15 protein-coding genes are annotated in these 12,446 nt (G+C 70.9%); 8 read left to right on the forward strand and 7 right to left on the reverse strand.

Annotated elements, in window-relative coordinates; translation table 11 throughout:
- Positions 1-8: 8 nt before the first annotated feature.
- The 3 genes from M8C13_RS15970 to M8C13_RS15980 form a co-directional block, all read right to left on the reverse strand.
- The gene (locus M8C13_RS15970) at positions 9-737 is read right to left on the reverse strand and encodes an anti-sigma factor domain-containing protein (protein ID WP_252481376.1); all 729 of its coding nucleotides are present in this window, start codon (positions 735-737) and stop codon (positions 9-11) included.
- Positions 737-1,342, reverse strand: coding sequence for a sigma-70 family RNA polymerase sigma factor (locus tag M8C13_RS15975; RefSeq protein ID WP_252481377.1), 606 nt, complete (start codon positions 1,340-1,342; stop codon positions 737-739). The genes M8C13_RS15970 and M8C13_RS15975 overlap by 1 nt, the downstream gene beginning before the upstream one ends.
- Positions 1,343-1,428: 86 nt before the next feature.
- Positions 1,429-2,082 carry a fasciclin domain-containing protein gene (locus M8C13_RS15980; protein WP_252481378.1) on the reverse strand — a complete coding sequence of 218 codons (654 nt, stop codon included), beginning with the start codon at positions 2,080-2,082 and terminating at the stop codon, positions 1,429-1,431.
- Positions 2,083-2,270: 188 nt separating this feature from the next.
- Between M8C13_RS15980 and M8C13_RS15985 the strand changes: the two genes are divergently transcribed.
- From M8C13_RS15985 to M8C13_RS16000, 4 genes are all read left to right on the forward strand, one after another.
- Positions 2,271-3,986: a cytochrome c biogenesis protein DipZ gene (locus M8C13_RS15985; protein WP_252481379.1), complete on the forward strand. Its 1,716-nt coding sequence runs from the start codon at positions 2,271-2,273 to the stop codon at positions 3,984-3,986.
- 17 nt (positions 3,987-4,003) lie between these two features.
- Positions 4,004-4,324, forward strand: a complete 321-nt coding sequence (gene trxA / locus M8C13_RS15990; protein WP_252481380.1) for a thioredoxin — start codon at positions 4,004-4,006, stop codon at positions 4,322-4,324.
- 105 nt (positions 4,325-4,429) lie between these two features.
- Complete coding sequence (locus M8C13_RS15995; RefSeq protein WP_252481381.1) at positions 4,430-5,299, forward strand: DUF4394 domain-containing protein; 870 nt, start codon at positions 4,430-4,432, stop codon at positions 5,297-5,299.
- A gap of 90 nt (positions 5,300-5,389) precedes the next feature.
- The gene (locus tag M8C13_RS16000) at positions 5,390-5,908 is read left to right on the forward strand and encodes a CHRD domain-containing protein (RefSeq protein WP_252481382.1); all 519 of its coding nucleotides are present in this window, start codon (positions 5,390-5,392) and stop codon (positions 5,906-5,908) included.
- 385 nt (positions 5,909-6,293) lie between these two features.
- Here M8C13_RS16000 and M8C13_RS16005 read toward each other — a convergent pair whose 3' ends face one another.
- A complete protein-coding gene (locus M8C13_RS16005) occupies positions 6,294-6,875 on the reverse strand; it encodes a TetR/AcrR family transcriptional regulator (RefSeq protein ID WP_252481383.1) in 582 nt (193 codons plus the stop codon).
- A gap of 166 nt (positions 6,876-7,041) precedes the next feature.
- On the opposite strand from M8C13_RS16005, the gene M8C13_RS16010 reads away from it, so the two are divergent.
- Positions 7,042-7,656 carry a nuclear transport factor 2 family protein gene (locus tag M8C13_RS16010; protein WP_252481384.1) on the forward strand — a complete coding sequence of 205 codons (615 nt, stop codon included), beginning with the start codon at positions 7,042-7,044 and terminating at the stop codon, positions 7,654-7,656.
- On the opposite strand, the gene M8C13_RS16015 is transcribed toward M8C13_RS16010, so the two are convergent.
- On the reverse strand, positions 7,653-8,315 hold the full coding sequence (locus M8C13_RS16015) for a phosphoribosylanthranilate isomerase (protein ID WP_252481385.1): 663 nt from the start codon (positions 8,313-8,315) through the stop codon (positions 7,653-7,655). The two genes, M8C13_RS16010 and M8C13_RS16015, sit on opposite strands and share 4 nt — an antisense overlap.
- Before the next feature lie 33 nt (positions 8,316-8,348).
- Entirely contained in the window at positions 8,349-8,522 is a 174-nt protein-coding gene (locus M8C13_RS16020) for a hypothetical protein (protein WP_252481386.1), read from the reverse strand.
- 17 nt (positions 8,523-8,539) lie between these two features.
- Here M8C13_RS16020 and M8C13_RS45440 point away from each other — a divergent pair, with 17 nt between their 5' ends.
- From M8C13_RS45440 to M8C13_RS16035, 3 genes are all read left to right on the forward strand, one after another.
- Positions 8,540-9,727: a PP2C family protein-serine/threonine phosphatase gene (locus tag M8C13_RS45440; protein WP_252481387.1), complete on the forward strand. Its 1,188-nt coding sequence runs from the start codon at positions 8,540-8,542 to the stop codon at positions 9,725-9,727.
- A gap of 18 nt (positions 9,728-9,745) precedes the next feature.
- Entirely contained in the window at positions 9,746-9,970 is a 225-nt protein-coding gene (locus M8C13_RS44530; RefSeq protein ID WP_256509142.1) for a DUF3072 domain-containing protein, read from the forward strand.
- Positions 9,971-10,265: 295 nt separating this feature from the next.
- Positions 10,266-11,630 carry a DUF2079 domain-containing protein gene (locus M8C13_RS16035; RefSeq protein ID WP_252481388.1) on the forward strand — a complete coding sequence of 455 codons (1,365 nt, stop codon included), beginning with the start codon at positions 10,266-10,268 and terminating at the stop codon, positions 11,628-11,630.
- A gap of 46 nt (positions 11,631-11,676) precedes the next feature.
- Here M8C13_RS16035 and M8C13_RS16040 read toward each other — a convergent pair whose 3' ends face one another.
- Complete coding sequence (locus tag M8C13_RS16040) at positions 11,677-12,420, reverse strand: VOC family protein (RefSeq protein WP_252481389.1); 744 nt, start codon at positions 12,418-12,420, stop codon at positions 11,677-11,679.
- Positions 12,421-12,446: the final 26 nt, after the last annotated feature.

Below are 12,446 nucleotides of genomic sequence, written 5' to 3' on the forward strand. Positions count from 1 at the left end.
AGGTCGCCTCAGGCGGCGGGCAGCGCGGTGGTGATCACCGGTAGCGAGGTGGGCTGCGGGGAACCGCCCGCGGGTTCGACGGTCAGGCCGATCCGGTCCCCGGGCGCCACCCCGGGTGCGACCAGGGGTGCGGCGGCCGGGAGCAGACCGGCCGAGCGCGCGCCGCGCGGGCCGATCACCCAGGCCTGGTAGACGTGTCCCGGTGGCGGGGCTGGCAGGCCGCTGGCGATGAGCACCGCGGCCGCGTGACCCGGGACGTGCACGACGGACAGGGTGCCGCCGCCGGGGCCGGGCGCGCTCAGCACGCGGGCGTCGGCGGCGGCCAGCAGCGCTGCCGCGTCAGCGCGATTGGCCAACGCACCTGCCTGGCGGTCGAGCTGGTCGCTGGGCGCGGTGCTGTGCAAGCCGAGCACCGCCATCCCGATCACGGCCGAGGCGGCGGCCAACAGCACGGCGCGTCTTCGTCGCCGATTTCCCGCCACGCGGGGGATTTCGGTGAGCGGTGGGATCTGGGAGGTGAACTCGGCGACGGCCAGCACTCGCGCGCGCAGCGCGGGCGGCGGGGCTTCCGCGACCGCGTTGCCCAGCCAGGCGCTGGTCTCGGTGAACTCGGTGACCTCCAGCGCGCAGGTGGGGCAGGCGTGCAGGTGGCGCTCGAACTGTTCGCGTTCGGCCGGGGAAAGCCCGTTGAGCACGTAGGCGCCGGTGAGGGCGTGCACATCGGCAGGCGGGTTCATCAGGTCACTCCCAGGCAGTCGCGGAGCCGGATCATGGCGTCCCGCAGGCGGGTGCGAACCGTGGACGCGGGCAGGTCCAGCAGCGCCGCGATCTGTCGGCAGTCCCGCCCTTGGTAGTAGGCCAGGACCAGGCAGTCGCGCTGTTCTTGGGTGAGGGTGGCCAGATGCCGGTGGAACTGGTGCCGGAGCAGGCTCGTGCCGACCGGCTCGGGCAGGTCCGGCTCGGGTGTCGCGGCCGGGCGCGGAACGGGCGCCGGGCCAGGGGTTCGGATGCCGCGCACGGCGGCACCGTGCGCGCGGGCCACAATCCAGGCCAGCGCGCTCTCCCCCGCCGGGTCGAAGGCAGCGGCCTCGCGCCAGGCCGCCAGGAACACCGACTCCGCGATCTCCGCAGAGCGGGTCTGGTCCCGCACCACCTGCCGGATGACGCCCCACACCGGGCCGATCACCGTGTCGTAGAAGCGCGCGAACGCCTCCCGGTCTCCGCGAGCGGCCAGCACCAGCAACTCCTCCGGCTGCTCCGGAACCCGCGGTCGCGACGCGGGAGTCTCCGGCTGGACACGGCGGAGGCGGGCGAAATCCGGCACGGCGACTGGCTCCCTCATGGGCCGACGGTCATCCACTGTGGACAGTTCGGACAGCCCGCTGGCCGCCGGTGGTCCACAGTGGACTCCGGCGGCCGGGGCGGGGGTCACTTGGGCATGAGCACCGAGTCGATCAGGTAGACGGTGGCGTTGGCGGTGTGCACGCCACCGCAGACCACGTTGGCGTCATTGACCTTCAGCGCGTTGCCCGAGCCGGTCACCTTCACCACGCCGGACTGCACCGTGGTCTTGTCACCGGCGATCTTGTCCGGCGCGATCTGGCCCGGCACCACGTGATAGGTCAGGATCTTGCTCAGCAGCGCGTCATCGGTCTTGAGCTTCTCGATGGTCGCGGCATCGATCTTGGCGAAGGCCGAGTCGATCGGCGCGAAGACGGTGAACTCGCTGCCGTTGAGCGTGGAGACCAGGTTCACCTTCGGGTTCAGCTTGCCGGAGACCGCGCTCACCAGCGTCTTGAGCAGCGGGTTGTTGCTGGCGGCCACCGCGACCGGGTCGGCGGACATGCCGGAGACCGAGCCAGGGCCGCTGGGGACCTGCTTGGCGTAGTCAGCACAACCCGAACCGACCAGGTCGCGGGCAGGGTCGGCCATCGCGCTGGAGGTGGGCGCCGCGGAGCTGCTCGGGGCGGCCGAGGGGCTGCTGGAGTTCGCGGGAGTGTCCCCGGAACCGCAGGCTCCGGCGAGCAGGGCGAGCGAGGCGACGCCGGCGGCGGCGATGGTGCGACGGGCAGTGGTGTTCATATCTGGGCTCTCTTCCGGTCTGTCGGACGAACACTCTGCATTCGCCGCCCGGATCGGCCCGGATCGACCCGTCGGCCCGTCGTTATCCACCCGTTACAACCGGCTCGGTCGCGGAAGGAACACCGAACCGTTTGTCCCCGGCGTGCGAACACAGGTCATCGCGTCCCCGTCAACTGTGTGAGGCCCCCGTGCTGACACTCGCCCTGATCGGCCTCATCGGAGGCCTGGTCACCGGCATCTCACCGTGCATCCTGCCGGTGCTGCCCGTCATCTTCTTCTCCGGCGGCGCGCAAAGCGCCCGGACCACCGAGACCAAGACCGTCGCCGCTTCGCGTTCCCGCCCCTACCTGGTGATCGCGGGCCTGGTGGTCAGCTTCACCCTGGTCACCCTGTTCGGCTCGCTGCTGCTCTCGGTGCTCGGCCTGCCGCAGGATGTGTTGCGCTGGGGCGGAATCGTGGTGCTGGTGCTGATCGGCATCGGCCTGATCGTGCCCGCCTTCGAGCACCTGCTGGAAAAGCCGTTCAGCTGGATCCCGCAGCGCCGTCCCGACTCCACCAAGGGCGGCTTCGCCCTCGGCCTGGCGCTTGGCGCCATCTACGTGCCCTGCGCGGGCCCGGTGCTGGCCGCGATCACCGTCGCGGGCGCCACCGGCAAGGTCGGCGTGGACACCGTGGTGCTCACCGCGGCCTTCGCCATCGGCGCGGCCACTCCCCTGCTCGTCTTCGCCCTGGCCGGGCGGCGGGTCGCCGAACGCGTGCAGGCCTTCCGCAAGCGCCAGCGCGGCATCCGGATCACCGCGGGCGTGGTGATGATCGCGCTGTCGCTCGGCCTGGTGTTCAACCTGCCGCAGCTGCTCCAGCGGGTCATCCCGGACTACACCAGTGCCTTGCAGGACAAGGTGAACAACTCCGAGCAGGTGCGCAAGGCGCTCAACCTCGGTGGTCTGGTCAACGAGCAGAACAAGGACCTGGACAAGTGCTCCGACGGGGCCAAGGAGCTGGAAAGCTGTGGCACCGCACCGGATGTCACCGGCATCCAGCAGTGGCTCAACACCCCCGACGGCAGCGGTGTGGACCTGAAGCAGTTGCGCGGCAAGGTGGTGCTGCTGGACTTCTGGGCCTACTCCTGCATCAACTGCCAGCGCTCCCTGCCGCACGTCACCGCCTGGGACAAGGCCTACCGCGACGCTGGGCTCCAGGTCATCGGCGTGCACTCCCCCGAGTACGCCTTCGAGAAGGAACCGGCCAACGTCGCCGCCGCGGCGAAGAACTTCGGCATCACCTACCCGGTCGCCCTGGACAACACCCTGTCCACCTGGACCAACTACCGCAACCGCTACTGGCCCGCGCACTACCTCATCGACGCCACCGGCACCGTGCGGCACATCAAGTTCGGCGAGGGCGACTACCAGACCACCGAGAAGCTGATCCGCCAGCTGCTCACCGAAGCCAAGCCCGGGCAGAACCTGCCCGCCGCGACGGAAACCACCGACGAGACCCCGGACATCGCCAAGATCACCCGCGAGACCTTCCTCGGCTCCACCAAACGCGTGAACTTCGCCGGCCCCGAGAACTACACCAGCGGCCAGAAGTCCTTCCAGTTCCCGGAGAACCAGGCCGCGGACACCTTCACCCTGGACGGCGAGTGGCTGCTGGACACCCAGCACATCTCCCCCGCCACGGACCGCGGCCGGATCCGGCTGGACTACCGCGCCAAGGAGGTGCGGATGGTGCTCTCCGGCAAGGGAACCGTCAGCTACGAGAGCAACGGCGAGACCAAGACCATCCAGGTCGACGGCACGCCGAACTCCTACCAACTGCTGTCCACTTCGGACATTCGCACCGGCAGGGTCGCGGTGACCGTCGGCGCGGGCGTGCAGGCCTACTCGTTCACCTTCGGCTGAGACAGAACAGGACACCCATGAACCTCACCTCTGTGACCACCAACGACTTCGGCACCGCGGTGCTGGACAGCGACCGGCCGGTGCTGGTCGACTTCTGGGCCCCCTGGTGCGGGCCGTGCAAGGCGCTGGCGCCGGTGGTGGCGCAGATCGCCGAGGAGCACGCCGACCGGCTCACCGTGGTCAAGCTCGACATCGACGCCGAGCCCGCCATCGCGGTGCGGTACCAGATCATGTCCATCCCGACGCTCTCGCTGTTCGTCGACGGAGAACTGGCCACCACGCTGACCGGGGCCAAGACGAAAGCGGCCATCCTGGAGGGCTTGGCGCCCTGGCTCTGACACCTCGTGCCCTTCCTGATGCACGGCGCGGCCGCGAGAAGTGGTGAACCATCCGCCCTCGGCCCTCGAACGTTCCACACGACCCTTCGACACCTTGGAGTGAGAATGCGCAGAACCACGCGTCTGCTGGTGACCGGCGCGACCGTGTCGGCCACCGTGCTGACCACCGTCCTGGTCGGCGGCGGCACCGCCTCGGCGGCCACGCCCGCCGCCAAATCCGGTGACCTGCTCGTGCTCAGCGAGAACGGCGTGCTCAGCCGGCACGACGCCGGCCTTGCGCTGCTGGCCAAGCAGCGCAAGCGGATCACCGGCCTGGCCCGCGGCGAACGCCTCGTCGGCCTGGACACCCGGCCGGCCAACGGCGAGCTCTACACCCTCGCCAGCTCCGGACAGCTCTACCGGATCCACCCCGGCACCGCGGCCGCCACCGCGATCGGCGCGCCGATCTCCTTGTCCGGCAAGGCGATCGGCTTCGACTTCAACCCCACCGTCGACCGCATCCGGGTGGTCACCGACCAGGGCCAGAACCTGCGCCTGCACCCCGACACCGGCGCGCTCGCGGCCACCGACACCCCGCTGAACTACCCCACCGGCGGGCCCGCGCCCAAGGTGGCCGCCGCCGGCTACACCAACAGTGTCGCCGGAGCCACCAGCACCGCCCTCTACGGCCTGGACTCCGCGCGGGACACGCTGGTCAAGCAGGGCAGCCTGCCGGGCGAGACGCCGGCCGTCTCGCCCAACACCGGTCAGCTGAGCACGATCGGCAAGCTGGGCCTGAACATCAGCGCGGTCAACGGCTTCGACATCGCGGGCAAGGCCGGCGCGGGCGCCTACCGGCCGCAGGACTACCGGGCCGCGGCCATCGTGCGCGTGCACGGCCTGACCCTGCTGGTTCGGATCAACCTTGCCACCGGCCGCGCCGGCGCCGTCTCGCCGCTGCTGAGCGGCGCGGTCGGCCTGACCTTCGCGCCCTGAGCTTTCACCCCATCGGGCCATGAACCACGGGGACCCGAGCCACGAACGTCCGATCGCAGGGACTTTCCGACAATTCTGGAGGCCGTTCCGATGCGTCTGTCCATCCGCACCCTCACCCTTCCGGCGGTGGCCGCCTGCCTGGCACTGCTCGCCACCGCACCCGGCGCCGCCGCCGCACCCCAGGACCGCGACCGCGGGCCGGACATCGGGATCGGCATTGGCATCGGCATCGATCTCGACCTGGGCAACCTGCTCGGTGGCTCGTACCGCTCGGCCTGGCTGACCGGCGCCGCCGAGGTTCCCGGCCCCGGTGACCCCGACGGCCGCGGCACCGCCCGCGTAGTGGTCGGCTACGACGAGGTCTGCGTTTCCCTTGCCGTGACCAGGATCGGCACCCCGACCGCCGCGCACGTGCACCGCGGCGCGGCCGGGACCGCCGGACCGGTGGCGCTGGAGCTGCGCACGCCGGGCAACGGCCGCAGCCGCACGTGCACCGACGTCGACCCGGACCTGGCCCGTGAGCTGAGGCGCTCGCCGAGCCAGTTCTACGTCAACGTGCACAACGCGGAGTACCCGGCCGGTGCGGTACGGGGTCAGCTGCGACGCTGACCCAGCCGGGGACCCGGTGCTGTGCGGGTGATCAACCCTTCTCGGGCGCACGCAGATGCGGCGGCACGAGGAACTTGGGCCGGTGAAAGGCCGCGACCACACCCCACAGCACACGTCGTGCAGCCGGACCGCCAGGTAGGTCAAGAGCATCCCGGTGACCACCAGCAGGTGCACCACCCCGGTCCGGCTCCAGCCGAACAGGTACCGGTACCGCAGCCACGCCCCGCGCGGGCCGCCGGCCGCCCGTACCTGTTCGGCTGCCGGGACCTCGCCGCGCCAGGTACGCGGCACGAGCGACACCCCAGTCGTTCCGCTCAACCCGCTGTCTTGGTGGTGCCTCCTGGGTCGGCGGCTCAAACCCATGGCTGCCAACGACCTCGGCCGGTCAGTCCGCCGCAGGCACGAATGCCTGGCCGTGGCCAAGCGCGTCGAAGCAGGTCGCGATGATCAGCGGCCGCCAGCCCGCCTTGTCGCCCCGCTGGTTGGCGATCACACAGAGCATGGCCAGTGCGCTCAGCGCGCCGATGACCCGGACCAGCCGCGTGGTGTCGCCGCCGGTGGGGTCCAGGGCGAAGATGTCGAACACCCGCGCCTGGTCCTCCACGACGTCCCCGGTGATCGCGTCCGGATCGGGCCCGTTCGTCACGCTGAATGCCAGGGACACCAGGCCGGGCCGGTCCAGCGCCACCTCGGTCAGCAGTTCCAGGGCACGCCGGTCCCGCATGGGTCCGGGCGGCAACTGGTCCACCTGGTCGAGGATCCGCTGCCCGAGCGAGCCGACGACCTCACGGGCCGCCACAAACAGCGCCTCCTTGCTCGGGAAGTGGTGCAGCAGACCGGCTTTGGACAGGCCAACGGCGTCGGCCACGGTCTTCAGCGAGGTGTGCGCGAAGCCGTGCTGGGCGAACAAGGCCGCCGCCTGGTCGAGGATGCCCTCTTCGGCCTGCTGCCGGTGCACTCTTGCCATGCGCGCGACACTACACCATCACCGACCGATCTGGTAGGTTTACCGACCGATCCGGTCGGTGAGATTTGTCGCACGCGCTCAGCGGGGACTCTGCGCGACCGCTGCGTTACCTTGTGTCCACAGTGGACTCAATCGAGTCGGTCCCTTTCCCATCAGGAGAAAAGCGATGAGAATTCGTCCTGTGGTGGCTGGCGCGCTGGTCGGCGCGCTGCTGCTGACCGCGTGCGGCAAAGACGGCGGCACGGCCCCGGCGGGCAACGGCGCGCTGGAGGGCATCACGCCGGCGAACTACAGCGTCGCCGACACCGTGGCACTCGAGGACATCGAGGCGATCCAGGAGCTCAAGGCCCGCTACTGCCGCCTGCTGGACACCAAGCAGTGGCAGGCCTGGCGCGAGGTCTTCGCCGATGACTTCGTCAGCGACACCTCGGCGGCAGGCGGCCAGGTGGTCAAGGGGGCGGACGCGTTCATCGCCTTCGTGCGCAAGCAGATCGGCCAGCCGTCCCAGACCACCTCGCACCAGGTGCACATGCCCGAGATCGAGCTGACCTCGGCCGCCACGGCCAAGGGAATCTGGGCGCTGGAGGACTACGTCGACTTCACCCCCGTGCTCGGCCTGCACGGCCACGGTCACTACCACGAGACCTACGTCAAGACCGACGGCCAGTGGCGCATCAAGACCTCCAAGCTGACCCGGATCCGCCAGCAGCTCATCACCCCCGTGGCCTCGCTTCCCCTGCCCGAACTGAAGAAGAAGGTGCAGGAAGCCCTGGGCCGCTAGGACGCGCCGCGGACGGCCTCGATGAAGTCGCGGATCTTGGCCACGTCCTTGATCCCCTTGGCGGCCTCGACCCCGGAGCTGACGTCGACCGACAGCGTCCGGCACAGCGGCCGCAGCGCGGCGATGCCCTCGGCCACGTTGCCGGGGGTCAGCCCGCCGCTGAGCACCAGGTGCGATTCCGGCGCGGCGGGCAGCAGCGACCAGTCGAAGGTGCGGCCACCGCCGCCGTAGCCGGGGACGTGCGCGTCGAGCAGGATCGCCCGCGCCCGGTCGAACCGCGCCGCGAAACCGGTCAGGTCGAACGGCGGTGTGCCGGGGTCGAGCGGGATGCGCGCGGCCCGCAGGAAGGCGCGCTGACCCTGCTGCGAGGCGGCCCAGCAGTCGGCGGGCGTCTCGTCGCCGTGGAACTGCAGCAGCGCGCCGGGCACGGCCGAGGCGGCGGCGACCACCTCCTCGGCGGGGGTGTTCACGAACAGCAGCACCGGGGTCACGAACGCGGGCAGCCGCGCGGCCAGCTCGGCGGCGCGTTGCGGGGTCACGTGCCGCGGGCTCGGCGGGTAGAGCACAAAACCGATGGCGTCGGCACCGGCCTCGACCGCGGCGTCCACGTCCTCCGGCCTGGTCAGCCCACAGATCTTCACGGCCGTTCGGGTGCCCATGCGGCCACACCGTACACGCCGGCGCAGGCGGTGCTAGGCGCCCTTGGGCACGACGCGCAGCACCTCGGTCAGCCTGCCGGAGGGCTGCGCGGGAGTCGCCCGCAGGGTCGCCATCGCGGCCGGGTCCGCGCCCGCGCGTTCGGCGCGGTCGACCAGGTCCCACCGCTGGGCTGTTTGACCCCACCGGTCACCGGGTAGGCCAGCCACTGCCTGGGAGGTGCGCGGTGGACGGCTTCAGGATGCTGGCAGGGCTCCTCGAAGCGAGCCATCTCGCCGGTTTTGAGCAACTGACCGGGCTGGTCGAGGAGCACGGCGACACCGCGGGGTTCACCGGGATCACCATCCTGCTGGCCGATCTGCGGCAGGAGACGCTGGTCCCGACCACCGGGGAGGGTCGCTGCTCGGTGGACGGCAGCCTCGCGGGCCGGGCGTTCCGGCACATCGAACTGGTGGTCACCGACGACGGCCCTGGCGGACACCACTTCTGGCTGCCACTGCTGGACGGCACCGAACGGGTGGGGGTGCTGGGCGCGTGGGCTCCGGCGAAAGACCGGGCGACGCTGGACCGGTTGCAGGCCTTGGCCGCGCTGGTCGCGCTGCTGGTGGTCAGCAAGCGGCCGCACAGCGACACCCACGCCCGGCTGGTCCGTTCCCAGCCGATGGCGCTGGCCGCTGAGGTGGTGCGGCCGCTGATGCCGCCGCTGTGCTTCGCCAACGAGGACATCGTGGTCGCCGGCGTGCTGGAACCCGCCTACGAGGTCGGCGGCGACGCCCTGGACTACGCGCTGACCGGGGACACCCTGCACGTGTCGGTCTTCGACGCCATGGGCCACGACCAGTCGGCCGGGCTGACCGTGGCGCTGGCCACCGGAACCTGCCGGAACTCCCGGCGCAGTGGCATCGGCCTGGTCGAGACCAGCGCCGCCATCGACTCGGTGATCCACGCCCAGTTCGGGCGCAGCCGGTTCACCACCGGCGTGCTGGCCGACCTGGACACCCGCAGCGGGCTGCTCACCTGGGTCAACCGGGGCCATCCGCCGCCGCTGCTGATCCGGCGGGGCCGCTGGCTCTCCGAGCTCCAGTGCAAACCCACGCCGCCCATGGGTTTCGGGTTCCCCATCCAGCCCCGCCTGTGCCGGCACCAGCTGGAACCCGGTGACCGGCTGCTGTTCTACACCGACGGCATCGTCGAGGCCAGGGACGGCAACGACGTGGAGTTCGGCCTGCGCCGCTTCACCGACTTCATCATCCGCCGCGAGGCCGACGGGTACTCCGCGCCGGAGACGCTGCGCAGGCTCATGCGCACCGTGCTCGCCCACCAGGACGACCACCTCCAGGACGACGCCAGCGTGCTGCTCCTGGAATGGCGCAGCGACCGGCAAAAGCGCTTGGTCGTCAGCCGCGGGGTTTGACTCCGCGCGGACACGGGCATGTCGAACACACGTTCGAGAAGGAAGGGGACTGCCGTGAACCGCACACCGGAGAAGGACCCCGAGGACTGGACGACCGGCGACGAGGAGATGACCGGGCCACAGGAGTCCTACCTGCACACACTGGCCCAGGAGGCAGGCAAGGAAGTGCCGGAGGAGCTGACCAAGGCCGAGGCCTCGCAGCTGATCGACCAGTTGCAGGAGGAGACCGGGCGGGGCCGCTGAGGGGTCGGGCGGAACGGGAGGGGCGGAGAGTAGATCCGCGCCGCCCGCGCCCGGCTCCCCGTCCACGTCGTGACCGCTCCCGCTGGTGACACCGCCCGCCTAGGCGTTGTTGGGATTCTTGGTTCACGAAGGTCTATTTCAGTTGACACTGAAGTAATTGGGACAAGCGAGCTGACGGCGGAGACGGTTGTTCCGGCCGCTGCTATGTGTGGAGGTGCCGGCCGAAGGGGAATCCGGTCAGTTCCGTCCCTTCACCACCGGGTCGGCGCCGCCGAACGCAACCGGGTGATGTTCCGTGGTTACCTCGCTCAGCAAAAGCTGGCTGCCGTCGCTGGTCGCGACGGTGTTCACCGCGGCGTACACCCTGTTCGCGCTCGGCAGGCACGCCACGCTGCGGACCTACGGTTTTGACCTCGGCATCTTCGTGCAAGCCGTGCGCAGCTACGCGGAGGGCCGGCTCCCGGTCTCCGACATCCGCGACCCCGGCCTCATCCTCCTCGGCGACCACTTCAGCCCCATCATCGCGCTGATCGCGCCGGTGTTCCGCCTCTTCCCCACCGCGGAAACCCTGCTCGTGGTCCAGGCCTCGCTGTTCGGTCTTTCCGTGTTCACCGTCGCCCGGGTCGCCACCCGGCTGCTGAGTCCGGTCGCCGGAGTGGTCATCGGAACCAGCTACGGGCTGTCCTGGGGCCTGCAGACGGCACTGGCCTTCGACTTCCACGAGATCGCCTTCGCCGTGCCCCTGATCGCCCTGGCCCTGGACGCCTACCTGTCCGGCCGCTACCGGCGAGCCGTCGCCTGGGCCGCCCCGCTGGTGCTGGTCAAGGAGGACCTCGGTCTCACCGTGGCCGTGCTCGGCCTGCTCATCGCCGCCCGGCGGGGCCATCGCGGGCTCGGCCTGGGCACCGCGGTGAGTGGGCTGGCGGCGGCGCTGCTCACCGTGTTCGTGTTGATCCCCCAGTTCAGCGCGGACGGCGCCTACCGCTACCTCGGCCCCGGCGGCCTGACGCCGACCATGGCGGGCCACCGCGGCGAGCTGTTCGACCCGCGCAAGCTGGAACTGCTCGGCCTGCTGCTCGCGCCCACCCTGTTCCTCGCGCTGCGCTCGCCGCTCGTCCTGCTCGCCCTGCCCACGCTGGCCTGGCGGCTGGCGGGCACGAACGAGGCGTACTGGCTGCCGGACTTCCACTACGACGCGGTCCTGATGCCCATCCTGTTCCTCGCCCTGGTCGACGCGGCGGTCCGCCTGCGCCCGGCCGTGCCCCGGTGGCGCTCGCTCAGCACCGCGGCCGCGGCCGTGCTGCTGACCGCCGCGCTCGTGCTGGCCGCACGGTTCCCGCTGCGCGAACTGCTCACGCCCGGGTTCGGCGCGCAGACCGAGGAGACCGCCGCGGCACACCGGTTGCTGGCGCTCATCCCGGACGGGGTGTCGGTCGGCACGGAGAACAACCTCATGCCACAACTGGTCGCGCGGACGCGGGTGTGCCCGATCGAGCCCGAGCACCGTCCAGAGTGGACACTCGCGGAGGTGAGCAGGCAGGGTGAGCTGGCGGCGGACATCGCCGTCGCGCGATCGGTGCGCTACGACGGCAAGTACCTGCTGATCCAGCACCGCCGCGATCAGAGCGAGTTGGCGCGCACGCCCCAGAACCCGGCGTAGGTTCGGCCCGGGTGTTCGCCTTCCCCCAGGGGCTGGCCTGAGGCGGTCACATGGTGATGATGGTGAACACCGCGCCGTGCGGGTCGGTGAGCACCGCGGAGCGCCCGAGCACGGTGTCCGTCGGCGGCACGGTGACCCGGCCGCCGAGCTGCTCGGCGCGGCTGGCGGACTCGTCGCAGTCGCGGACGGCGAAGTACGCCATCCAGTGCGGCGTGGTCACCTCGGGGTGTCCGGGTCGCATACCGGCCACCGTGCGGCCCTCGAACCGCCACTGCGAGTACTCGGCGTCACCAAGCCGCCGGTCCCTGGCCTCCCAGCCGAACACCTCGCCGTAGAAGGCCTTGGAACCGGCCGAGTCGCCGGTGGTCAGCTCGTTCCAGCAGAGCGTGCCGGACTCGTTGAACAGCTCGCAGCCGGGCATCTCCCCCGGCTCCCACACCCCGACCTCGGCCCCGGCCCGGTCGGTGAACACGCCGATCCGGCCGGTGTCGGCCAGGTCCCCGGCCGGGAAGAGCACCTGTCCCCCGGCGGGCTCGACCCTGGCGGTGGTGGCCTCGGCGTCGTCCACGAGCACGAACGTGCGCCAGGCCGTGGCCTGACTGGGAGCCAGCAGCTGACCGGCGCCGGCGACCGCCTTGCCGCCCTTGGTGAAGACGGTGTAGCCGCCGGATCCCTCGGAGGACACTCGCGCGGACCAGTCGAACAGGCTCATGTAGAAGGAGCGGGTCTGGGCGAGGTCCGGGGACCGAACGTCGATCCAGCCCGGGGTGCCCGGTGCGACTGCGCCCATCTGTGCTCCTGGTGCTCGTGCGTGCT

Origin of the sequence: Crossiella sp. SN42, assembly GCF_023897065.1 — a bacterium.
In the GTDB taxonomy this organism is placed as follows: domain Bacteria; phylum Actinomycetota; class Actinomycetes; order Mycobacteriales; family Pseudonocardiaceae; genus Crossiella.

What these genes read in the sequence shown, in the direction of transcription:
- M8C13_RS15980 (WP_252481378.1), bottom strand. Translation starts at nt 2,082, where the DNA reads ATGAACACCACTGCCCGTCGCACCATCGCCGCCGCCGGCGTCGCCTCG.
- M8C13_RS16000 (WP_252481382.1), top strand. Translation starts at nt 5,390, where the DNA reads ATGCGTCTGTCCATCCGCACCCTCACCCTTCCGGCGGTGGCCGCCTGC.
- M8C13_RS16005 (WP_252481383.1), bottom strand. Translation starts at nt 6,875, where the DNA reads ATGGCAAGAGTGCACCGGCAGCAGGCCGAAGAGGGCATCCTCGACCAG.
- trxA (WP_252481380.1), top strand. Translation starts at nt 4,004, where the DNA reads ATGAACCTCACCTCTGTGACCACCAACGACTTCGGCACCGCGGTGCTG.
- M8C13_RS44530 (WP_256509142.1), top strand. Translation starts at nt 9,746, where the DNA reads ATGTCGAACACACGTTCGAGAAGGAAGGGGACTGCCGTGAACCGCACA.
- M8C13_RS16010 (WP_252481384.1), top strand. Translation starts at nt 7,042, where the DNA reads ATGAGAATTCGTCCTGTGGTGGCTGGCGCGCTGGTCGGCGCGCTGCTG.
- M8C13_RS15975 (WP_252481377.1), bottom strand. Translation starts at nt 1,342, where the DNA reads ATGAGGGAGCCAGTCGCCGTGCCGGATTTCGCCCGCCTCCGCCGTGTC.
- M8C13_RS16040 (WP_252481389.1), bottom strand. Translation starts at nt 12,420, where the DNA reads ATGGGCGCAGTCGCACCGGGCACCCCGGGCTGGATCGACGTTCGGTCC.
- M8C13_RS16015 (WP_252481385.1), bottom strand. Translation starts at nt 8,315, where the DNA reads ATGGGCACCCGAACGGCCGTGAAGATCTGTGGGCTGACCAGGCCGGAG.
- M8C13_RS15995 (WP_252481381.1), top strand. Translation starts at nt 4,430, where the DNA reads ATGCGCAGAACCACGCGTCTGCTGGTGACCGGCGCGACCGTGTCGGCC.
- M8C13_RS15970 (WP_252481376.1), bottom strand. Translation starts at nt 737, where the DNA reads ATGAACCCGCCTGCCGATGTGCACGCCCTCACCGGCGCCTACGTGCTC.